The organism is Microvirga brassicacearum, assembly GCF_008757455.1.
Classification (GTDB): Bacteria; Pseudomonadota; Alphaproteobacteria; order Rhizobiales; family Beijerinckiaceae; genus Microvirga; species Microvirga brassicacearum.
On record NZ_VCMV01000029.1, the window covers coordinates 37,481 to 59,454 of the forward strand.

Consider the following 21,974-nt stretch of genomic DNA (forward strand, 5'->3'; position numbering starts at 1 on the left):
CATGAGCATTCTTATCACCGGAAGCGCTGGCCGCGTGGGATCCAAGGTTGTCAAACGCCTGCTCGATCAGGGCGATAGCGTCACGGGTTTCGACCTGCGCCCGTCAGGCATCACACACGTGAACTATCGCGAAGTCACCGGGGCGTTCGACGACCGCGCTGCGGCCCAGCGTGCAGCGAAAGGGACGACCGCGGTGCTTCACCTCGGCGCCTTCATGTCCTGGCTCCCCTCCGATTCCGACAAGCTGCACCGCGCGAATGTGGACGGCACGCGCGTGATTTTGGAAGAGGCTGCCAAACACAAGCCGCGCAGGATCATCTTCGCCAGTTCGGGAGAGGTATATCCGGAGAACGTCCCGGATTACCTTCCGGTCGACGAGGACCACCCGATCAAGCCCCGCTCTCCTTACGGGCTGACGAAGCAGCTCGGGGAGGAAATCGTGCGCTTCGTCGAGCGCACCACCAGTATTCCCGCAACCATCCTGCGATTCTCCCATACACAGGATGCAGCCGAACTCCTCGACCCCACGAGCTTCTTCTCAGGCCCCCGTTTTTTCCTCCACCCGAAGATCAAGCAGCAAGAAAGCTTCAACAACATTGCGGCTGTCGAGAAGTTGAAGCGGCAAGATGACGGAACCGAGGCTCTCGTCCTCTCTCGCAACGAGAGCGGGCGTCCGTTTAGGATGCATATTACCGACACGAGGGACATGGTCGATGGCATACTCCTCGCGCTCACCGCGGAGAGGGCAGCCGGACGGACCTATAATCTGGGTGCGACCGCTCCGGTCGATTTCGCCGAGGCTCTGCCCTTGATGGCGCAGTTGACCGGATTGCCGCTCAAGACCATTGACCTTCCCGGTGGGGGCGTCTTCTACGAGACCTCCAATGCACGCATCCGCAACGATCTAGGGTTTGAGCCGAAATGGACAATCGATCGCATGATCGCCGAGGCCGTGCAGGCCCGGCGCGACAGGATACAAGCGACCTAGTGATGGAGAGCCCCCGCGTCGCGACTCCGGAAGAACGTGACGTCCCAACCGGCGCGGCTGCCCTGGCGAAGGGACTCTATTTGCTCGACGTCATCGGCGAATGCGCGACGCCGCCGCGTTTCAAGGATCTTCAGGCGGCGACGAGTCTTCCCAAAGGGACGCTGGCTCGGATGCTCAACACGCTCGTCCTCTTCCGGCTCGTCCGATACGAGGAGAGCGACAGCACCTATCGGCTTGGGCACCGGTTGTTCGAACTCGCGCATCGTGTTTGGGAATCCTTCGACCTGCGCGGCGCCGCGGCCCCCGTGCTTGACCGGCTTGCCGATGAGACCCGCGAGACGCTGGCGCTCTGCTCCGTTGAGAACCACGAAGTTCTCTACATCGACCAACGCAGTCGGGGAGGGGCCTTCGGCTTTCGCATCGAGATTGGCCGACGCGCACCCCTTCACTGCACCGCAGGCGGCAAGACCCTTCTGGCCTTTGCTTCGCCTCACGAACGCCGGGCGCTGCTTGATCAAGCCCACTTGGAACGCTTTACCGAGCGCACGATCATCGACGAAGAAGCGCTTGGCGCCGACCTCGCGCTCGCCCGTGCTCGCGGCTATGCAATCTCGCTGGAAGAACATGTCTCCGGAGTCGTCTCGGTTGCGGCCCCGATCTTCGATCACACGGGAAAGGCAGTGGCGGCAATCGGCGTGTTCGGTCCGAGTTCCCGCCTGTCGAACGACCGCCTGCACACGACAGGTCGCGATCTCATGGCGGCAGCACGTCAGATCTCGGGTAATGTCGGAGCAATGCCGATGAACATTACTCCACAGCCACGTGCTCGTCTTGTGGGGGAAAGCGAAGTGGAATGCGTTCTGCCCTGGGGGGCACATTTGGCCGAGGGGCCAGTCTGGTTTCCGAAAGAGAGGCGGCTTTATTGGGTTGATATCCTGGCGCCTTCCGTTCATCGCTTCGATCCTGCGACGCGGACAAATGAGGAGGTCATGCTTCCGCGTCTCGTCAGTGCGGTCCTTCCCCGCCGCGCCGGAGGCCTTGCCGCCCTGACACAGGACGGTCTGGAGGCGCTCGATTTCGCGACTGGAAAGCTCGAGCCTCTGGTCGATCCCGAAGCGCAGATCATCGATAATCGCTTCAACGACGGAAAGTGCGACAGGCTGGGACGTTTGTGGGCGGGGACGATGCGCCTTGACGCCAGCAAGCCGACCGGCGGCCTCTACGTTATTCAGGGAAATCTGGAATGGCGGCGCTTGGCCGAGGGGTTCACGGTTGCCAACGGACTCGATTGGAGCCCGGACGGGAAGACCTTCTACTTCGCGGATTCGGCACCCGGACGCATTTACGCCTACGATTTCGACTTGGCTGCTGGAGCCATCGAGAACCGCCGCGTCTTCGCGGAAATCGATCCACGAGAGGGGCGCCCGGACGGGCTCGCCGTCGATCGCGACGGCTTTGTCTGGTGCGCAATTTGGGATGGATGGTGCGTCAGGCGCTACGCACCCGACGGAAAGGTCGAGCGTGAAATCCGCCTCCCGGTCCCGCGACCCACCAGCATCGCGTTCGGGGGTAGCGATCTAAAGACGCTCTTCATCACCACCGCCCGGATCCGCCTGTCATCCCGTGTCCTTGCGCAGGCGCCATTCTCGGGCGGTTTGTTCGCGACGCCTGCGCCGGCAGCCGGCCTGCCCACCTCCGAGTTCGCAGGATGATGCGCGCGTATTATCCCGACCTTGCCAACCGTTCCGCGCTTGTGACGGGAGGCGCCGAGGGCATCGGCCGCGCGGTTATCGAAGCCATGGCAGAGCAGGGAATGAGCGTCGGGTTCCTCGATGTTAATCGAGATGCTGGAGAGGCTTTGGCCGCTCGGCTGAGTGGCGCGGGCCGAAAGGTTGCCTTCGCGGCTGTGGACTTGCGCGAGATCGATGCCGTGCGCGCTGCGATCAGGCAACTTGAAGAGGTTGCGGGTCCTTTCTCCGTACTCGTCAACAATGCCGGGCACGACGAGCGTCATCGATTCGATGACGTCACCGTTGAATATTGGGATGACCGCTTCGCCGTGAATCTGCGTCCCATGATGTTCGTCAGCCAGGCGGTCGCTCCGACGATGCGCGAGCGGGGTTCCGGTTCCATCATCAATCTCGGCTCGACCTCCTGGATGCAAGGCGCACCCGGGCTCATCGGCTATACCACGGCGAAATCCGCGGTCACTGGCTTTACGCGTTCGCTCGCCCGGGAACTGGGACCTCAGGGAATTCGCGTCAATTGCGTGACGCCTGGCTGGGTGATGACGGAGCGGCAGAGATCCATGTGGTACACGCCGGAGAAAGGGAAAGCGGCCGAGGAGCGGCAATCGATCAAGGGCGAGATCTTGCCCGAAGACGTGGCGGCCATGGTTCTCTTCCTCGCCTCCGATGTGTCTCGTATGTGCACGGGCCAGAACTACATCGTGGATGCCGGCGTGGTGTGAATCATGGACGCACTCCCAAAGGACCTTTCGCCCGACGTTTTCGTAACTGCGCCCGACGCAATGGCCCCTTATCTCACTGATTGGCGTGGCCGCTACTCTGGCGCCGCACGGGCTGTCGCGAAACCTCGAGACGTCGCAGAAGTCGCCACGCTGATGCGCTGGGCCTCACATACGGGCGTGCCCATCGTGCCGCAAGGCGGCAATACCGGCCTCTCCGGGGGCGCAACGCCTGACTCGAGCGGCGCTGCCATCGTGCTCTCCCTCGAACGCATGAACGCGATCAGGTCGCTCGATCCGGCGGGAAACACCGTGGTGGCGGAAGCTGGCTGCAAACTCGCAGAACTGCAGAGGATTGCGGACGCAGCAGGACGCTTTTTCCCGGTCAGCCTTGGTAGTGAAGGCTCATGCCAAATCGGAGGCATCGTGGCGACCAATGCCGGGGGCATCAATGTGGTGCGCTATGGGATGACACGCGATCTCGTCCTTGGACTCGAATATGTGACCGCAACGGGTGAGATCGTGCCTGGCCCCAAGCGCCTGCGAAAGGACAATGCGGGCTACGATCTCCGTCATCTTCTCGTAGGATCGGAGGGAACCCTCGCAATCATCACCGCCGCCGCGTTCAGGTTGATGGATAGGCCGAAGGCCCGCGCGAGCGCGCTTTGCGGGCTCGTCGAACCGCAGGCAGCCCTCAGCTTGCTGCGCATGGTTCGCGAGGTTTCAGGCGACAAGCTGATCAGCTTCGAGCTTATGGATGACGGCGAGATGAGCCTGATCCGCGAGTATTTCCCGAACATCGCGCACCCGTTGCCCTCACGGCATCCCTGGTATGTCTTCATTGAGATCGGTGCAGACGATTTCTCGATCGAAGAATGCCTTGCGCAAGCGCTGACGCGGGCAAGCGATGCCGGCGCCATTTCGGATGCGGTGTTGGCGCAGAGCGAGACGCAAGCCAAAGCGATTTGGCATCTGCGATTCGCCGCGTCCGAGGCGAACCGTTTGGCCGGACCTTCAATCTCACACGACGTCAGTGTCGCGACCGACGACGTTCCTGCCCTGTTGAAGGCTCTACCGTCCGCCGTGTCAAAACGCTTCCCAAATGCACTCGTACGCTTCGTCGGTCATTTGGCGGATGGCAACATGCACGTCATCGTGTTTTTTCCGCGCGATGCTTTCACAGATCAGGCCGCCTTAGAGACCGCAGCCTTTCAGGTGAACGAGGCCGTTTACGCAGTAACGACGGCCTTCGGCGGGAGCATCAGTGCCGAACATGGCATCGGACGCTCGGGTTGTCGCGCTTTCGCGCGCTTCTCGAATCCTGTTGAAAGACAGTTGATGCAGGAGATCAAGCGCTCATTTGACCCAGCAGGCATCCTCAACCCGGGAATCATATTCTAGCAGCATCGTTGCCAGGCGAGCAGCATGCCTGCACGCTTGCGCCATCTCGGCCGAGACCCGTGGGCTGGGTTCACCGACGTCTCGCGAAAACTTCCGCGAAAGAAACAGACTTCGAGATCCCGCAGACCGTCCCTGGCCTCGCCGAAGCAACTCGCCCATGGCCTTGATGCTCAGGCCTTCAAGTGAACGGTCACAAGGACGGTGCATTCGGCACCGGGCGGATAGTCCGCAGCAACACGGAGCCAATTGCCAAAGTGCTTCACGCGAAGAACGGCAATGCCGTCCTCGTGCGAAGGCATCCGGAACTCGGTGCCTTCCGCCACCCAGCGCATGCCGTCGGGCGAGATCTCGACCCGCGCCATGGGTTGTTCGCCCTTGGGCTCCTTCAGCGCCCGGACGAAGATGACGGCCTCCCGTGCCCAACCCGCTTCGAAAGGTTCTGTCGCCGCACGGCCTGACCAGCACTCATTACGGCCAACCACAAGGGTGATGTTCTCGGGCAGCATCAGAAATCCCCCGAGATGCAAACGGAATCGACATACAGGAACGCACGCTTGTCCGAGTCGGCCTCGGCGAAAAGGCCGAAATTCAGCATACACCAGAGATTTTTCATCGCCGGCATGCGGATAGGCTCGAAGGCCGACATGTCGAACGTGCGATCGTTGCAGCGGAAGGACAGCGCCTTCATCTCCGCCAGATCGAAGTCGAACGCGAGATAGGTCCAGTTTATCTTGGTCGGAATCTCGTTGTAGCAGAGGCGCTGTGCGCCTCCGGGCAAGTCCTCCCAGTCTTCAGCCGCCAGGTGATAGTGGCTGAGGGTCTTGTCACTGTCGCCGATTGGCTTCAGTTCGGTGGTCCGGCGCTTGAACTGCCACTTCTGCACATGTTGACCATCCAGCGCGTTGAGGAATCGCAGATGGGGCATCACGCGCTGGCCGCCATCGTCCTGATCGCCCGACTGCAGATCGAACAGGAAGCCGACCGAACGCACGTCCGTTTCGCTGAGGTTGAGTTCCGTCGCCTCCGGCTTGAAGGTGAAATACACCTCGAACCGGATCGTCCCACGGTGGCGGAAGGTGTGACGCTTGATGGCGACGTTCTGTGCCCCCTTGCGTGGGCGCGTCGCGATCTTGAGGGCATAGGACGATCCCATACCGCCGTGCGAACCGGAATCCCAATGCGGCAGTGTCGAGAGCATTGCGCTCGTGTGCTGAGCGTAGCCCGGCAGCATCGTGTCGAGATTGTTCTCGTAGTTGCCGACGAGCTGCGACCAGCCACAGTGGCCGCTGGAAAAGCAGTCGTGACTGATGATGCGCGGCAGAGGATCGAACCGGCTGAGCTTGGGATCGGCGCGCAGGAGCGCAAGCCGCATGGCCTCGATCAGGTCGTTCGTCGGCACATTGGAAGTCATTCTCGTCTCCATGCTCCGCTAGGCGCGAAGCCGCGCGACTGCATCCCAGTCGATCTCGATGCCGAGCCCGGGGCCAGTCGGGACCGGCAGCATGCCGTTTTTCTGCCGGTCGGCACCGGGCGCGGCGCCAGTCAGCGCGGTCTTGAACGGACTGGAATCGGTCTCGCATTCCATGGCGCGAATGTTCGGCATCGCCGCAGCCAGATGCACGCTCGCCGTTTCACAGATGATGCCCGACATGCCGATATGCGGCGCGTATTGAACATCGTGCGCTGCAGCGAACTCGGCCATGCGACGCGTCTCACTGATCCCGCCAGAACGGGCAACGTCCGGCTGAATGTAGGAGAGCGTCCGGTTGGCGACGAGCCGCATCGCCTGATCGAGCGTATAGTTGCTTTCGCCTGCCGCGAGCGGCGTGGCGCACCGGCGGTGAAGTTCCTCGTAGCCGGCTTCGTCCTCGGGCCGCAGCGGCTCTTCGAACCAGAAATAAGCGTTGTCGGACAACGCGCGGCCCACCTCGACCGCCTCTTCCAGCGTATAGGCCCAATTGGCATCGACGCAGAGCTCAATGTCGTCGCCGGCACGTTTGCGCAGGCTGGCAATGCGCCGGCATGCGTCGTTGACGGGATTCGCGATCTTGACTTTGATCCGCGGGAATCCCTTCTCCAGATAGGCGTCGAGTTCACGGTTCATGAACTCCTCGCTGCCCCAGTTCACGGACGCCGCATAGACGGGCACCTCCGTCCGGCCCATACCGCCGAGCAAGCGATGGACGGGCAGGCCGGCCACCTTGCCGAGGATGTCCCACAGGGCAATATCCACCCCGGCGATCGCCTCGAACAGCATACCGCCGGCGCGTCCGGAAAGCGCACGCCGCATCGTGCGCCAATGCGCTTGGATATCGGTGGGATTGCCGCCGACAAGGCGGGGCTTCAGCAGGGTATCGATCAGTTCCACATAGGCCTTCGGCGAAAAGCGGGCGAGCGCCTCGCCCACGCCGGTGATGCCGGCATCGGTACGCACCTCGACCAGCACGATCGAGACTTCGGTGTATGTCCCCCACGACGTCACGGTGGGCCGCGGCAGTGTCTGCGTCAGCGGATGGGCGATCACGTCAGTGATGCGGATTTCCGCGCTGTTCGTTCCCGTCGACACCCATTCCCCCTGTCACTTGGCCAGGAATCCTAGCGCAGAACGCAACCGCTTGGCAACTAACAAACCTAGTTGCTAGGTTGGCCGCTGGCGTGCTATCGATGAGGAAGATCGGGAGCCCCATGAGCGCAGGATCGGCCAGAAAGCGACTCTTTTCCACCAAGCCGGTCGTGCCGGCCCGGCTCGCGGATACCGTTTCGGATGCGATCGCCGCAGCCCTGTTCGACGGTCGCATCGCGCCTGGGGAGGCGCTGCCGGCCGAAGTCGAGATTGCCCGCGAGTTCGGGGTCTCAAAACCCATCGCCCGTGAGGCGCTGCGCCAATTGGCGGCGGCAGGCTTGATCCTCACCCAGCAGGGCAAGGTTGCGCGCGCCAAGGCGATGAACGGCGAACCGATGGAGCGCATCTACGGCTATGCCGCGCGATCGAGCCTCGAGCGGCTGCGTGAGGCGAACGAGATGCGCCGCGTGATCGAGACGGGGATCGCCCGTTTGGCGGCGGAGCGCCGCGATCCGGCAGGATTGGCCGCCATGGAGCGGGCACTGCATGACATGGTTGGCTCCATAAAGGAGCCGGCGGGATTCACCGAGGCCGATATCCTTTTTCACCTCGGCATCGCGCTTGCGACGGGCAACGCCATGATCCGCGTCCAGATGGAGGGCATGCGCTCCGTCCAGCGTGAGGTCTCCGAGGTCTTCGCGCGCCGCGCCAACCGCACCGATGCCGACTGGAGCGCAACCGTCGAGCGTCATCGCGCCATCTACGAAGCGATTGCGGCCGGTGCGCCGGATCTTGCCGGGCAGAAGATCATCGCTCATTTCGAGGCGGCAGATATCGCCTCGCTCGAGGTCGCCGAAAAGCTCGGCAGCGCTGGGGATACGCAGCGATGACTGGCGCCTTCTCCCTCCGAGGCCGCCGCGCGGTCGTGACCGGCGCCAACTCGGGCATCGGGCGCGCGATTGCGCTGGGCTTGGCGAGGCAGGGCGCGGATGTGGCGGTCCACGGTCACGAAGACCGGAACGGCTTGGCGTCGGTTCGTGCCGAGATCGGCGCCATTGGCCGTGCCGCGATGGACTTCGAAGCGGATTTCCTGGACCCCTCTGCGCCCGAAGCGCTTGCGCGCCGGGTAACGAACGAATTCGGGCCTGTCGACATCCTGATCGCCAATGCGGCCATCGAGCACCGCGTGACGTGGCAAGACGTGACGGGCGACCATCTCGCGCGCCATTTCACCGCGAATTTCGCGTCCCTCGTGGCGCTCTGTCGCGCGCTCGTCCCTGCGATGGCGGAGCGTGGATGGGGGCGTGTCGTGGCCACGGGCAGCGTCATGGCGACCCGGCCGCGTGCCGAGACCGTCGCCTATGCGGCGTTCAAGTCGGCGCAACTCACGGCCATTCGCGCCATCGCCCGTGAGGTTGCAACTCGCGGAGTCACCATGAACGTGATCTCCCCGGGCGCGATCGAGACGGAGCGCACGGCCGCCCGCTATGCCGACGCCTCCTTCCGTCGTGCCGTCGCCGCCAAGATTCCCGTCGGGCGTCCCGGCAGGCCGGAGGATTGTGTTGGCCCTGCGATTTTCCTGTGCTCGGACGAAGCGGCCTATCTGACCGGCGTGGATATACCCGTTGATGGCGGCTGGACGATCGGCGATGCGCCGGGCTCGCTGCCGGGGGAGACCGCATGAGCGCCTATGCCGACATCACGGCCTTTCAGGAGGGCCGCGTCGCCATGGTTCCCGACGCGGCACCGCTCAGCGCGGGCGAGTTAGTATTCGGATGAAAGTTGCAGGGAGGAGAACGATGAAAGCCACAATGAAGAGAATGACGACCACGGTGCTGGCGCTCGGAATGATGTCGGGCACTCTCGGCGCCGCCGAGCTCCGCTTCACCATCTGGACGGGCAACGAAGCGCATCTCAAGATGCTCAACGCGTACGCGGAGAGCTTCAAGGCAAAGCACCCTGACGTGACCGTCAAGTACGAGACGATTCCGCCAGGCGACTATACCCAGAAACTCACGTTTCAATTGGCCGGCGGCAACCCGCCGGACGCTGGGTGGTTGATGGAGGACGCCGCACCGACCTTCGCCGCGGCAGGCGTGCTCGAAAATCTCGCCCCGGCATTGAAGAAAGCCGACGGCTACGACTTCGCGGACTTTTCCAAGCCATCGCTCGGCCTGTGGACCGCGGGCGACAAGGTCTACGGGGTGCCGTTCTCGACCTCGCCCTTCGTGATCTTCTACAACAAGGACCTCTTCGACAAGGCGGGTCTGGAAGACCCGAATGCCCTTGCGGCGAAGGGCGAGTGGAACATGAAGAAGTTCCAGGAAGTGGCCAAAAAGCTCAAGGACACCTCCGGCAAGTGGGGCTTCGAGTTCAAGGACGGCCAGGGCTACGACACGCGCGTCATGCATGCACTGATGCCGCCGATCCGCGCCGCCGGCGGGGATGTGTGGGCCGCCAAGCAGTGCGGCTTCGACAAGCCTGAGGCTGTGGCGGCCGTCAAGCAGTTGCACGACATGGTCTTCAAGGACAAGTCGATCGTGCCGCCTGGCGAACAGGGGGACTATTTCTCCGGCGGCGCCGCGATGACCATCAACCAGATCTCGCGCGCTTCGCTCATGCCGAAGGCGGGCTTCAACTGGGGCATCGCTCCATTGCCCACAGGCGCGGGCGGCGAGTCGCCGGTCATCGGGCAGGCCGGCATTGTCGTGTTCTCCGCCGGCAAGCAGAAGGAACTCGCTGGCGAGTTCGTCGCTCACATGACGAGCAAGGAGAACGTCGCTATCGCGGCGCAGTTCTTCCCGCCGGCGCGCAAGAGCGTGCTCGAGAGCGACGCCTTCACCAACTCCAACAATCTCATTCCCCCCAAGCAGATGAAGGTCGTCGCCGACGCCATTTCCAAAGGCAAAGTGTTGCCGGCTCACGAGAAGAGCCCGCAGATCCTTGCCGCGATGAAGCCACGTGTCGATGCCCTGTGGCGCGCCAACGCGGACGTGGAAGCCTCGTTGAAGGCCGTTTGCACCGCCATTCAACCGCTTCTCTGAGGACCGGACAGTGGCGGACACGCTACCAATGCGAGACACGGCGCGCCGCGAGGATGCGCCGTGGCTCACCTTGAAGATGCGTGAGGCGATGGAGGCATGGCTCTTCATCAGCCCCACGCTGGCCGGCTTTCTCATCTTCTTCGGCGGGCCACTGATCGCGGTGGTCTGGTATTCCTTGACCGAGTGGAACCTGCTCACCCAGCAGGCCACCTTCGTCGGTCTCGACAACTACAATGATGCGCTGTTTCGCAATCCGGATTTCTGGCATGTCGTTCGCAACTCGGTGATCTTCGCCGTCGGGCTGGTGCCGCTTAACATGGCACTGGCGCTCGTGCTGGCGCTTGCCCTGTCCGGTCGCTTCGCGGGCGTGGTCGTCTTCCGCACCGTGTTCTTTGCGCCGGTGGTCACATCGGCAGTGGCCTGGGCTATCGTCTGGAAGTTCCTGCTTCAGGGCGAAGCGGGATTCATCAACCAGATCCTCGCTCTGGTCGGCATCGATGGACCGAACTGGCTGCGCGAACCGAACTGGGCGATGGCTGCCGTGATCGTGACCCGCGTCATCAAGATGGTGGGTCTCAATATGATCCTCTATATCGCCGCGCTGCAGGCGATCCCGCGCGACTACGGTGCGGCCGCCCGGCTGGAGGGTGCTTCGGGCTGGCAGATCTTTCGCTGGATCGTCTGGCCGCTGCTGGGACCCACGACGCTGGTCATCATGGTCATCACCACCATCGGGTCGTTCAAAGTGTTCGACCACATCTATCAAATGACCGGCGGCGGCCCGGAGAACGGCACGCTCGTCCTCGCGTTCTACATCTATCAGCAAGGATTCCAGTTCTTTGACGTCGGCTACGCGTCGGCCCTCGCCATGATCATGTTCGTCATCGTCATGGTTCTGACGATCTTCCAGCTCGCCCTGCGTCGGAGGGACACGTGACTGCGTTTCTCACGCGCCGTCGTATCCGCATCATCAATCAGGTTTGCTGGACGGTCGCGCTCTGCGTCGCCGCCATTCCCTTCGTCTTTCCCTTCCTTTGGATGGTCTCTTCCGGCTTCAAGAGTGCGGCCGAAATATTCGGGTCGCCCAGCCTTGTTCCGCGCGAATGGCAATGGCGGAACTTCATCGACGTTTTCAACCACCAGCCCTTCGCGCGGCAATACTTCAATTCACTTTACATCGCCGTCATCGTGACGGCATTGACTCTGCTCGTCTCGTCGCTCGCCGGCTATGCGCTGGCGCGCATGCGGTTTGCCGGGGCGGCGCTGATCGCGCTCTTGTTGGTGACCGCGCTGATGATTCCCGAGGAAGTGACGATCATTCCCAATTTCTTCTTGATGCGCTGGGCCGGACTCGTCGACACGCATTGGCCGCTGATCCTGCTGCCGACCTTCGGACCACAGGGCATCATGGCGACCTTCCTCATGCGGCAATACTTCCTCGCCTTGCCGAGGGAACTCGAAGACGCGGGCAAGATGGACGGTCTGTCACGGCTGGGTGTCTGGTGGCGCATCGCGCTGCCCATGTCCCGACCGGCGCTTGCCGCCGTCGCCATCATCACATTCCTCAACTCCTGGAACCTCTTTCTGGAGCCGCTGATCTTCGTCTCGTCGCTGGATAAGTTCACTTTGCCGCTGGCGCTGTCAAATTTCACGGACCCGTACGGCACGCCGCTCTGGCACCTGCAATTGGCCGCCACCAGCCTTGCGGTCGTCCCCATCCTCGTCGTCTACATCATCGCCCAGCGCCAGATCATCGAGAGCTTCGCGCTCTCCGGCGTGAAGGGCTAGGCCGCCAATCCTGGCCGCATATCGGACCTTGCCATGACCAGTCTCTCCCTCAGCAACGTCAAGAAGCATTTCGGCAGGGTCGAGGTCATTCGCGGCGTCGATCTCTCGGTCGACCGCGGTGAGTTCGTCGTCTTCGTCGGGCCCTCCGGCTGCGGGAAATCCACGCTACTACGCATGATCTCTGGCCTGGAGGATATCAGCTCAGGCGTGCTCAGGATCGGGGATCGGATCGTCAACGAGATGCCGCCGGCCCGCCGCGGGGTTGCGATGGTGTTCCAATCATACGCGCTCTATCCGCATCTCAACGTGCGCGACAACATGGGGTTTGGCCTTAAGGTGCGAAAGGCGCCGGCCGATGAGCGGGCCCGCCGCGTTGCGGAGGCCGCCCGCACGCTCAAGCTGGAACCTCTCCTCGACCGTTTTCCGCGCGAGCTCTCCGGTGGGCAACGGCAGCGGGTCGCCATCGGCCGAGCGATCGTCGGTAACCCGGAGGTGTTTCTGTTCGACGAACCGTTGTCGAACCTCGATGCGGAATTGCGCGTCCACATGCGCTCCGAGATCGCGTCGCTGCACAAGCGTCTCGGCAGTACCATGATCTATGTCACGCATGATCAAATCGAGGCTATGACGCTGGCCGACAAGATCGTGGTGCTGCGCGACGGGCTCGTGGAACAGGTCGGCACGCCGCGGGAACTCTACGAGCGACCTGACAATCTGTTCGTGGCGCAGTTCATTGGCAGCCCGAAGATGAACATCCTTCCGATCGGCTCGGTTGCGGGAGCGTTGCCCGCCCACCCCAACCGCGCGAGCCACGTCGGCATGCGGCCTGAGGACCTTAAGCTGACCGATCCCGGTTCGGGTCTCGTCAGCGGAAGGGTGCTCCTCAGCGAGTATACCGGCGCGTCCTCGTTGCTGCACGTGGAACTGCCCGGTGGGGAGGTTTTCCTCGTGGCGTACGACGGCCAGACGATCGATGCGGATACCGCCTTGGCGCTTACCATCGCGCCGGACCGATTGCACTTTTTCGACGCTACCGGCCGACGGGCCACTTAAATTTACAAGATCGCCTATATCTCCTTGTTGGCGAGCAAGTGATCTGTTTCGACCCCAGCTGCGCCACACAACTTTTCAAATGTTCTCATAGGTCCGATCTGGCACAAAGCGGACCTGCCTAATCCTCGCGAACGCCCTTGAACGACGGATGCCGAAGCTGACCATCTGAGTCAGCCGCGATATTCGACCTCCACGCGGCCCTTTGTGCCGGGTCGAACATCGATCCCATCAGGGCTTGAACAACAGGGCAGAAAACTCTCATGTCCTCACGGAAGGCGGGAACGAGCAATGCGGGGCTTTCGGCCGACGTAAAGGCTGCAGCGGTTCGCCGCAGCCCTTTCGCCATCAAACGCAATCTGTCGCGCTTGGATCTTGCTCGGTCGCAGTGAATCACAAGGGCTTCTAAGGACTCTTCTTCCGTCCGGACGGACGCTTAGAGGAAGAAGTCGTCCGTACTTAAATTGAAGGTGCCGACGAGCTTGACTTTGATGTCGACCGCGCCGTCGCCGTTGACGTCGCCCCAGAACTCGGTTGTGCCGTTCACTGAGAGGGTGCGCAGCTCGCCTGCCGTCTTGGTAAAGCCGAGCGCGCCCTTGAGCGAGAATGCTTGGTCGCCCGAGAGCGTCGTGTTGGCGTCGATTGCCGACAGGTCGATCTTGTCGGTACCTTGGATGAAGTCCCTGATCGTATCCACGGTTTTCGAGGACCCGGATTCGCGCGTGGCATTGAACACGAACTTGTCGGCGCCGGCGCCGCCGAGGAGTTCATCCCGGCCTGCGCCGCCGATCAACATGTCGTTTCCGCCGCTGCCGTTCAGCTCGTCATCACCAGCCAGTCCGTTGAGCGTGTCGTCGCCCAGAGTGCCGTTGAGCCTGTCGCTTCCGCCGGTTCCGGCGATCGTCTGCGGCCCGGCGGCGGTGCCCCCTGGCGCGCTGCCCTCGCTGATGAAGAGCTGGGAGTTGAAGCCCAGTCCCGAGAGCTTCCCGTCCGTGTCGATCGTCGTGCCGCTCACCTCTAGCGTAGCACCCGACTTCCACAGGTCGAATACCGTGAGACCCGAGTTCTGGTCGACGATGTGCCCGCCGATCACCCTCGCATGGGCGCCCTCGGCCATCCAGATATGATCCGTCGATGCGCTGCCGCCGTAGTGCTTCGGGTTCAGGCTCTGACTGTTCTCCATGGTGATAGAGTCGCTCCAGAACCGGTAGCTACGGTTGTTGCCCTCGGCTATCGCGTTCACCAAAACAGTATTGCTCGACTTGAGGTCGTAGCCGGCGTCGGTGTTACCGGACGCCACGGTGTTCTCGAAACGGATGTTGTAGTTGCCGCGCTCTGTCGTGAAGCCGTCACCGTTCCAGTAGTCGTCGTTCGAACCTCGAGCGGAGCTGTTCTTCATGATGACGTTCTTGAACAGAACATCATGAGCCGTGTGGTTGAGCGCAATGCCAAACACATATTTCTCAGGCGTGTTGGGGTCACCTTCGCCGGTGACGTCCTCGATGACGATGTTTCGGCTGTTGTACTGAAGCTTGATCGCGCTTTCTGAATATTTGTAGACGTCGACATCGCGCACCGTGAGCCCGTCCACGCTGGCGCTCGAATAGCCGCTCGAGACGGTGTTCTCGAGGAAGCGCTTCACATTTGTGGCCTGCATGTGCTCGAGTGTGAGGTCCTTGATGTCGGCGCCGATACGAAACGCGCCGTTGCCGACATTCTTGAAGGTCATGTCCTGGAACTTGAGGTGGTCGGCGCCCGGGAGCAACCGGAAGATCTCCGTCCCCTCCGCCTTGCCGGTCGTCCAGTCAGTGGCGCGCGTGCCGATGATCTCGACGTTCATGGTCGTGCCGCTTGCATCCACGCCACGTATGGTGACGGGAGCGCCTGCGTCGCCGCCAGCCTTAACGGTCACTTGGCCAGCAACTTTATAGGCGCCCTGATCAGCGCGAAGGAGAACCTGGCCACCCGCGCCGGCCTTGTCGATAAAATTCGAGATGTTCGAGATCGTGCCTGCGTTGGCCATCGACGAACCGTCGCGAGTGCCCGACCCAGCGGGGGAAATGTAGAGAATCGCCAATATCAAAAACCTTCTATGAGGCCGAGGAGCTGCGCGGCCAGGGCCGGGGATGTCGTGCGGGATGTCGTTGGATCGCCGCGTATTCGTCATTGCAATTGCGGCGAACGCAGATGCCGGTTCGAAATTAACCCCGGCTGTATCTATTCACGTTCGCGCGGCTCACCAGATGAACCATCGAATCGCTCAAGTCAAGCTTACTGCCACAACGAATAAAGCTGCCGTCGAGAATGGCTCTAGTTGGTGAGTACATTCCTATAATATGCCATCGCTTGGCGATTGCCGTTCGCAAAATGATTCAAATACTTTCCATCAGTCGCCAAAGCCATCGGTGACTTATCTCTATAGTGCTTGGCCTGTAGCTTGTCGCGTTTCCACTCCGCCACTCTCGGTTCATGCCTCAGCTTAACGAAACGTGCGTCAGGCGACTCCAACTACTCACATTATCAACGATCTCTGTCTGCAAGCCTGTCCGTCCAAAGCGGTCAGAAAGAGGGTCCGCATCCTCAAACTAATTCCCGAGGCGGATAGGGCGGCCAGTCCCCGCCTCGAAGATGCTCACCGAGTTGTGGCAGCCCTCCGGTACAGCCGAGCATTGAGGCGCAAGCATGGCGCACAGCCACCGAGGCCCCGAAGGCCTCGCTTCTAAACGAGCGGTCGCGGATCTGGCTACGCGCGTAGAAGAACACCGCCCGCTTGAGCTTGTGGGCCGCCTCGCCCTTGTTGAGGCCAGCCTGACAACCTCGCGTGGGAATACCACTCCACTGGGAGGCTCCACACGACTGACGCCAAGTGCGTCGACGTCAGCTTCTACGGCCAGGCGGGTTATCCTCCGCCGACGCGATCCCGCAAACCTTGATCCGGGTTCTCATGCCACACCAATCGGGTAAATCGGTTCATGAACGCAAATGTCTGTTGACCTCTCTCCCGCAACGCTCCGCACGTCTACAAACAGGCAGGATCGCGCCGCCAGGATAAGGAGGAAGACGATAACTAGGGCGACATGAAGCCTGGGCGCCGGTCCGGCTGATTGCATCTCCTGAAAGCGTCTGCGCCATCACCGGCTCGAGGACCTCAATGGCCTTGCCCCGCGAGAAGCGGGGCTCATTTCGGACGTCAACTGACATCCACATCATTTTTTCAAACGACCCGCGTTGACAATTTTGTGACCGCATGGTCACATTTCGTAATGGGGCCGTCCAAGACATCCCAAGAAGCATCTTCATTCAATTCTCAGCTTGTGAACGGCGAAACGCATTGAAAGACCGAATGTCACGTCGGAAGCGAACGGAGAGGCAAATTCTCGATGCGCTCGAAGAGCAAATTCGGGAAACCGGCATGGGCGGGGTCGGCATCAACGCCATTGCAAACAGGGCAGGTGTCAGCAAGGAACTGATCTATCGCTATTTTGATGGCATGTCCGGATTGATGCTTGCCTGGATGCAGGAGCAGGATTTCTGGACGAGCCACCGCGATTTTCTCGCTTCCGGCGAATCCAGCCAGCAGCCGCCGGGGGCGCTCGTCTTGTCGATGTTGCGAGCTCAGATTGAGGCGCTCGGGAAGAACGAAACGCTCCGCGAAGTGCGGCGTTGGGAGCTTGTCGAAGTCAACGACGTAACTGCCCAATTGGCCAACCGCCGCGAAAAGGCTGCGCGCTCATTCATCGATCGCATAGACGGACTGACGCCGGATATGGATGTGCCAGCAGTCGTCAGTATCATGCTGGCCGGTGTTCTCTACCTGATGCTGCGTTCGAAGACGGAGAGCCACTTTCTCGGTGTTCCCCTGCGCACGAATGAGGGGTGGGAAAGGCTCTATGCCGCACTTGAACACATCGTCCAAGCCTTCCCGCAGGACCTGAAACAGGAATCCCTGGCGACATTGGAAGCCCGGCGCACGGCCACCAGCAGCAAAAGCAAGGAACCATGAGGCGATGAGACGGGCAGCTGATCTGTTGATCGATACGTTAATCCTCCATGGTGTTGATCGTGTCTTCTGTGTTCCGGGAGAAAGCTATCTGAGTGTTCTGGATGGCCTCTCTCAACATCCGGATATTGACGTCGTGACCTGCCGGCACGAAAGCGGTGCTGGCTTCATGGCGTTAGCAGACGCCCGCCTGACCGGCCGCCCTGGGGTCGCTTTCGTCAGCCGAGGGCCGGGCGCAATGAACGCAGCCATCGCGGTTCACTCCGCAGAGCAGGATGCGGTTCCGCTGGTTCTGTTTATCGGACAGGTTGAACGCGTACATCGCCATATGGGTGCATTTCAGGAGATCAATTACGAGCGGGTCTTCGGTTCCATGGTCAAACGTGTGGTCGAGGTCAACGATGCGACACGGTTGCCCGACATTGTCGCGACAGCTTTTCATGCTGCCCAAAGCGGCACGCCGGGACCTGTTGTCGTAGCGTTACCCGAGGACATGCTTGAGGACATGGTCGATTGTGAACCGGCAAAGCCGCTCACATTGCCGATAGCTGACGTTGGATACGATGCTTTGGCGGATGTAGCCCGTCAAATTGGTCACGCTCAAAGGCCGTTGGTGATTGCGGGCGGCTTGCTAAAAAATTCAGATGGGCAATCGGCTTTGCGCGATCTGGTCGAAGCCTTTGGACTTCCGGTCGCAGCGGCCGTCAGGCACGCTGATCTGCTTCCGAATACGCACCCTCTTTACGCGGGACATCTCGCGTACGGAGCACCGAAAGAACTCTCGACCGCAGTTGAGCAAGCCGATCTTGTCATCGCGGTTGGGTCCCGCCTCGGTGACGTGACGACCCAAGGTTACCGATTTCCGGGGGCTCCACGTCCAGCTCAGCCCGTCATTCACGTATGGCCCGACGCGGCGGCAATCGGGCATATTCGCCAAGTCGATCTTGGCCTCGTCTGCGATCCAGCCCGTTTCCTAAAGGGACTGCGAGCGCATGCCCCGCGGCAGATTCCTGCACATCATTTGGCATGGAGCCGGCGCCTACATGAGGTCGCGACCGGTCTCAGGCACAGGGAAGGTCCTTTGGACGCCGATGATGGCGTCATCTTCGCGGCCGCCGTTCAAGCGGCCGATCGGCTGCTTGCAGACGATGCCATCATCACCATCGACTCTGGGAATTTCGGTGGTTGGGTTCAGAGGTTGATGCGCTTTGGCGGAGGGCGCACGATGCTGGCACCTTCCTCAGGCGCGATGGGATACGGGGTGCCAGCCGCGGTCGCCGCAAACCTGCGCTGTCCTCACCGAGACGTCATGTGTTTCGTCGGCGATGGTGGATTTCTGATGACGGGAAACGAGCTGGCTACGGCGATTCAGTGTGGCGCACGCCCAATCATTGTCATTGCCGACAATGGCTCGTACGGCACGATCCGCATGCATCAGGAAAAACACTTTCCCAAACGGGTCAGTGCAACGGCGCTGGTGAATCCAGATTTTGCGAGGCTTGCTGAGACTTATGGAGCTCTCGGGATCTCGGTCGACCGCAGTGATGAGATCGAGAATGCATTGCAAACGGCGTTAGCATCGACGCGACCCGCCATCGTGTCGATCCGTACAAGTCTTGAGCATATCTCCGCTGCCGGCACGATCGCTGAGTTTCGGAAAAGTGGATCCGTCTGATGTCTTTTACAGGAAAAGGCTTCTCATCATGAAAATCGTCGTCATTGGCGCAGGAATTGTCGGCCTGACGACGGCCTATTACCTGTCCCGCGACGGTCATTCCGTAACCGTAGTAGACGGCGGAAAGGGCGCCGGATTGCGAACCAGCAAGGCGAATGGTGCGCAGCTTAGCTACAGCTTCGTCTCGCCTTTGGCAGATCCTGCTGTGCTACCGAAGCTTCCTTTGTGGATTCTCGGCCGTAATTCGCCTTTGAGTTTTCAACCACGAGTCGATTTTGATCAATGGCGGTGGCTATTTGCGTTTCTCAAATCTTGCCGAAGCAGTAAGGCGCAACGCACAACCGCAGAACTCTTGCAACTCGGTATGTACAGCCGCCAACTGATTCACGATCTCGTCGCTCGTGAAAATCCCCGGTTCGAATTTGAATCGTCGGGGAAGCTACTCGTTTACCAAGATCCAAAAGCCTACTCTCAGGCCAGCGCGCAGATGGGATTCCAGGCTTCATTGGGATGCAGTCAGACGCTCCTGTCGCCTCAGCAATGTCTGGAGCTCGAGCCCTCGCTTGAAGCAATTCGCAGCACAATCGCCGGCGGAATCTTCACACCCACCGAAGATGCCGGGGATTGCTTGCATCTATGTGTCGAGCTGGAGCGGATCATGTCGTCGGGACGCGATCCCGTGAAGTTCCGGTATCAGACGACCGTTAATAATCTGCACGTCGAGGATGGTCGGATTCTTGGTCTCCAAACCTCACACGGCGATATAATCGCTGATGCCTATGTCATCGCCAATGGCGTGGGCGCTCAGCATCTGGCGAGGCAGGTCGGCATCGATCCCAACGTCTATCCCTTGAAGGGCTACAGTCTTACGTATGATCTCAGGTCTGACAGCATAGCACCAAGGACGAGCGTCAGCGACCTAAAGAACAAAGTGGTCTATGCGCGGCTCGGAAATCGTTTGCGAGTAGCTGGCATGGTCGATATCGGCGATACGTCAATGTCGATCGATCCTCATCGGATCACGTCTCTTCGGCGAAATGTCGACAGCTTTTTTCCAAACCTCAAACCGGCAGGGGAGCCGGAGGCGTGGGCGGGTTTGCGGCCGGCCCGACCGGACGGTAAGCCGCTCATCGGCGCTACCCGGTTTGAGAACCTCTGGCTCAATGTCGGGCACGGGGCCCTCGGCTTCACGCTCGCCGCCGGGAGTGCCGGTCTGTTAGCGGATCAGATGGCCGGGAGGCCGACTCTCATTCCGGCGGACATATTTGCTTTGCCAAATTCCAGACAGCATCCGCTTCCACGTGGAGCAAGAGGAAGCGCTCGAAGAAGTGCAGCTTGAGTTACGTGTTTTGTTAGTCGCCGCGTTCAAAAAAGAGGGAACTATGATGTCAGTCAAATTCGATCGAGTAGCTGTTTTCGGTGCGTTTAAAGTCGGGGCGGCGTTGTCGCTTGCCTCGCTCATCTCTTTGCCGGCCAGCGCACAAACTATAACGGCCGTGATGCAATCCGGATTGCGGGTCATGGATCCGGTGGTGAGCACGGCATTCATGACCCGTGATCACGGGTACATGATTTACGACACGCTGTTGGGGATTAACGAGAAATTCGAGATCAAACCCCAGATGGCAGAGAAATGGGAGGTCTCGACAGACCAGAAGACCTACACCTTCATCTTGCGCGAAGGGTTGAAGTGGCACGACGGTGCGCCTGTGACGTCAGAGGACTGTGTGGCATCGATCAAGCGTTGGTCCGAGAAGGACTCGACCGGGCAGGTGCTGATGACGATGGTATCCGAGATTAAGGTTGTGGATGGCAAGTCCTTCCAGGTCATTCTCAAAGAGCCCACGACACTCCTCTTGGAGAGCCTTGCAAAGCTCAGTTCGCGTCCGGCCTTTATCATGCCCAAGCGAATTGCCGATACGCCATCCTCCGAACCCATCAAGGAATATGTTGGCTCGGGCCCGTTCAAGTTCGTCGACTCGGAGTTCAAGCCCGGTCTTAAGGTGGTGTACGAGAAGAACAAAGATTACGTGCCCCGCTCCGACGCGGCAAGCTGGACAGCAGGCGGCAAGGTCGTCAACGTAGATCGTGTCCAATGGCTTGCCATGCCAGACCAGATGACGCCGGTGAACGCCTTGATCAACGGGGAAATTGATTACATCCAGCAAGTGCCGTTCGATCTATTGCCGATGCTTGAGAACAAGAGCGACATCAATGTCGAGGTTCTCGACAAGTTGGGAAGTTGGACATATTTTCGGTTTAACCACTTGCATCCTCCGTTCGACAATAAGCTGGTCCGGCAGGCCGCGATGAATGCTGTGGGTCAAGAGGACGTTCTCAAGACGCTTGTGGGGAATCCGAAATATTCCAGGACCTGCCCCTCGGTCTTTGGTTGCGATACGCCCTATGCTGACGCCTATGGTCAGGATGTGGTCGTCCCCTCGAATATCGAGAAAGCCAAAGAACTACTTAAGGAGGCGAAGTATGACGGAACTCCCGTCGTGGTTTTGCATCCCACAGATATCGCCATGTTGTCAGCTCAACCTGTCGTGATCGCATCGGCTCTCCGCAAGGCAGGTTTCAAGGTCGATTTGAAAACGATGGACTGGCAAACGGTGGTCACACAACAGGGTAACCAGAAGCCGGCATCAGAAGGCGGTTGGAACATCTTCTCTACCTACAGCACACTTGCCACGAGCGGCGATCCGTTCGGCAACACAACGGTGGCGTCAAACGGCAAGAAAGCCTGGGCCGGCTGGCCCGACGTGCCTGAAATCGAGAAGCTCCGCTTGGATTTTGCACGTGCGACCGATCCGGCCGAACGGAAGAAAATTACGGCGCAGATACAGAAGCTCGCCATCGATGAAGGCGTTGTTGCGCCACTCGGCCAATTTTCCGTCCCAGCAGCCTATAGCAAAAAGCTCACTGGCGTCCTGCCTTCTCCGGTGACGCTCTTCTGGAATATCAAAAAAGCGGAAAAGTAAGCAAAGTCACAGGC

The 21,974-nt window shown here is 60.6% G+C and carries 18 protein-coding genes and 2 pseudogenes; 15 read left to right on the top strand and 5 right to left on the bottom strand.

Features of this window, described 5'->3' with window-relative positions:
* The first annotated feature begins 1 nt into the window (after nt 1).
* The 4 genes from FEZ63_RS17020 to FEZ63_RS17035 are packed head-to-tail and all read left to right on the top strand — an operon-like array spanning nt 2 to nt 4,856.
* Nucleotides 2–988, top strand: a complete 987-nt coding sequence (locus FEZ63_RS17020) for an NAD-dependent epimerase/dehydratase family protein (RefSeq protein WP_150946665.1) — start codon at nt 2–4, stop codon at nt 986–988.
* Nucleotides 989–990: 2 nt separating this feature from the next.
* Nucleotides 991–2,700: an SMP-30/gluconolactonase/LRE family protein gene (locus FEZ63_RS17025; RefSeq protein WP_150946667.1), complete on the top strand. Its 1,710-nt coding sequence runs from the start codon at nt 991–993 to the stop codon at nt 2,698–2,700.
* Nucleotides 2,697–3,458 carry an SDR family NAD(P)-dependent oxidoreductase gene (locus tag FEZ63_RS17030; protein WP_150946669.1) on the top strand — a complete coding sequence of 254 codons (762 nt, stop codon included), beginning with the start codon at nt 2,697–2,699 and terminating at the stop codon, nt 3,456–3,458. The genes FEZ63_RS17025 and FEZ63_RS17030 overlap by 4 nt, the downstream gene beginning before the upstream one ends.
* A gap of 3 nt (nt 3,459–3,461) precedes the next feature.
* A complete protein-coding gene (locus FEZ63_RS17035) occupies nt 3,462–4,856 on the top strand; it encodes an FAD-binding oxidoreductase (protein WP_150946672.1) in 1,395 nt (464 codons plus the stop codon).
* Between the two features lie 170 nt (nt 4,857–5,026).
* Here FEZ63_RS17035 and FEZ63_RS17040 read toward each other — a convergent pair whose 3' ends face one another.
* The 3 genes from FEZ63_RS17040 to FEZ63_RS17050 are packed head-to-tail and all read right to left on the bottom strand — an operon-like array spanning nt 5,027 to nt 7,422.
* Nucleotides 5,027–5,362, bottom strand: coding sequence for a hypothetical protein (locus FEZ63_RS17040; RefSeq protein WP_150946674.1), 336 nt, complete (start codon nt 5,360–5,362; stop codon nt 5,027–5,029).
* The gene (locus FEZ63_RS17045; protein WP_150946821.1) at nt 5,362–6,228 is read right to left on the bottom strand and encodes a DUF6772 family protein; all 867 of its coding nucleotides are present in this window, start codon (nt 6,226–6,228) and stop codon (nt 5,362–5,364) included. Before FEZ63_RS17045 ends, FEZ63_RS17040 begins: the two co-directional genes overlap by 1 nt.
* A gap of 57 nt (nt 6,229–6,285) precedes the next feature.
* On the bottom strand, nt 6,286–7,422 hold the full coding sequence (locus FEZ63_RS17050) for a mandelate racemase/muconate lactonizing enzyme family protein (protein WP_150946676.1): 1,137 nt from the start codon (nt 7,420–7,422) through the stop codon (nt 6,286–6,288).
* A gap of 119 nt (nt 7,423–7,541) precedes the next feature.
* Here FEZ63_RS17050 and FEZ63_RS17055 point away from each other — a divergent pair, with 119 nt between their 5' ends.
* The 7 genes and pseudogenes from FEZ63_RS17055 to FEZ63_RS25705 all read left to right on the top strand — a co-directional run.
* A complete protein-coding gene (locus tag FEZ63_RS17055) occupies nt 7,542–8,309 on the top strand; it encodes a FadR/GntR family transcriptional regulator (protein ID WP_150946678.1) in 768 nt (255 codons plus the stop codon).
* Nucleotides 8,306–9,103: an SDR family NAD(P)-dependent oxidoreductase gene (locus tag FEZ63_RS17060; protein ID WP_150946680.1), complete on the top strand. Its 798-nt coding sequence runs from the start codon at nt 8,306–8,308 to the stop codon at nt 9,101–9,103. The genes FEZ63_RS17055 and FEZ63_RS17060 overlap by 4 nt, the downstream gene beginning before the upstream one ends.
* Before the next feature lie 127 nt (nt 9,104–9,230).
* On the top strand, nt 9,231–10,463 hold the full coding sequence (locus FEZ63_RS17065; RefSeq protein WP_244622845.1) for an ABC transporter substrate-binding protein: 1,233 nt from the start codon (nt 9,231–9,233) through the stop codon (nt 10,461–10,463).
* A 28-nt stretch (nt 10,464–10,491) separates the two neighbouring features.
* Entirely contained in the window at nt 10,492–11,400 is a 909-nt protein-coding gene (locus FEZ63_RS17070) for a carbohydrate ABC transporter permease (RefSeq protein ID WP_150946685.1), read from the top strand.
* Entirely contained in the window at nt 11,397–12,251 is an 855-nt protein-coding gene (locus FEZ63_RS17075; protein ID WP_150946687.1) for a carbohydrate ABC transporter permease, read from the top strand. Before FEZ63_RS17070 ends, FEZ63_RS17075 begins: the two co-directional genes overlap by 4 nt.
* A gap of 33 nt (nt 12,252–12,284) precedes the next feature.
* Nucleotides 12,285–13,304, top strand: coding sequence for an ABC transporter ATP-binding protein (locus FEZ63_RS17080; protein WP_150946689.1), 1,020 nt, complete (start codon nt 12,285–12,287; stop codon nt 13,302–13,304).
* Between the two features lie 211 nt (nt 13,305–13,515).
* Nucleotides 13,516–13,607, top strand: a pseudogene (locus FEZ63_RS25705) (IS6 family transposase); the annotation flags it as partial.
* 130 nt (nt 13,608–13,737) lie between these two features.
* Here the strand turns inward: FEZ63_RS25705 and FEZ63_RS25960 are convergent.
* Nucleotides 13,738–15,324 (bottom strand): M10 family metallopeptidase C-terminal domain-containing protein, encoded by a 1,587-nt coding sequence (locus FEZ63_RS25960; RefSeq protein ID WP_162419766.1) that lies wholly within the window; start codon nt 15,322–15,324, stop codon nt 13,738–13,740.
* Nucleotides 15,325–15,998: 674 nt separating this feature from the next.
* Nucleotides 15,999–16,121, bottom strand: a pseudogene (locus FEZ63_RS17095) (Tn3 family transposase); the annotation flags it as partial.
* A gap of 523 nt (nt 16,122–16,644) precedes the next feature.
* Between FEZ63_RS17095 and FEZ63_RS17100 the strand changes: the two are divergent.
* From FEZ63_RS17100 to FEZ63_RS17115, 4 genes are read left to right on the top strand one after another with little or no spacing between them, the layout of a single operon-like run.
* Complete coding sequence (locus tag FEZ63_RS17100; protein ID WP_150946823.1) at nt 16,645–17,304, top strand: TetR/AcrR family transcriptional regulator; 660 nt, start codon at nt 16,645–16,647, stop codon at nt 17,302–17,304.
* 4 nt (nt 17,305–17,308) lie between these two features.
* Nucleotides 17,309–18,976, top strand: coding sequence for a thiamine pyrophosphate-dependent enzyme (locus tag FEZ63_RS17105; RefSeq protein WP_150946693.1), 1,668 nt, complete (start codon nt 17,309–17,311; stop codon nt 18,974–18,976).
* Between the two features lie 28 nt (nt 18,977–19,004).
* Nucleotides 19,005–20,315, top strand: a complete 1,311-nt coding sequence (locus tag FEZ63_RS17110) for a D-amino acid dehydrogenase (RefSeq protein ID WP_150946695.1) — start codon at nt 19,005–19,007, stop codon at nt 20,313–20,315.
* On the top strand, nt 20,278–21,960 hold the full coding sequence (locus FEZ63_RS17115; protein ID WP_420846298.1) for an ABC transporter substrate-binding protein: 1,683 nt from the start codon (nt 20,278–20,280) through the stop codon (nt 21,958–21,960). Before FEZ63_RS17110 ends, FEZ63_RS17115 begins: the two co-directional genes overlap by 38 nt.
* Nucleotides 21,961–21,974 lie beyond the last annotated feature (14 nt).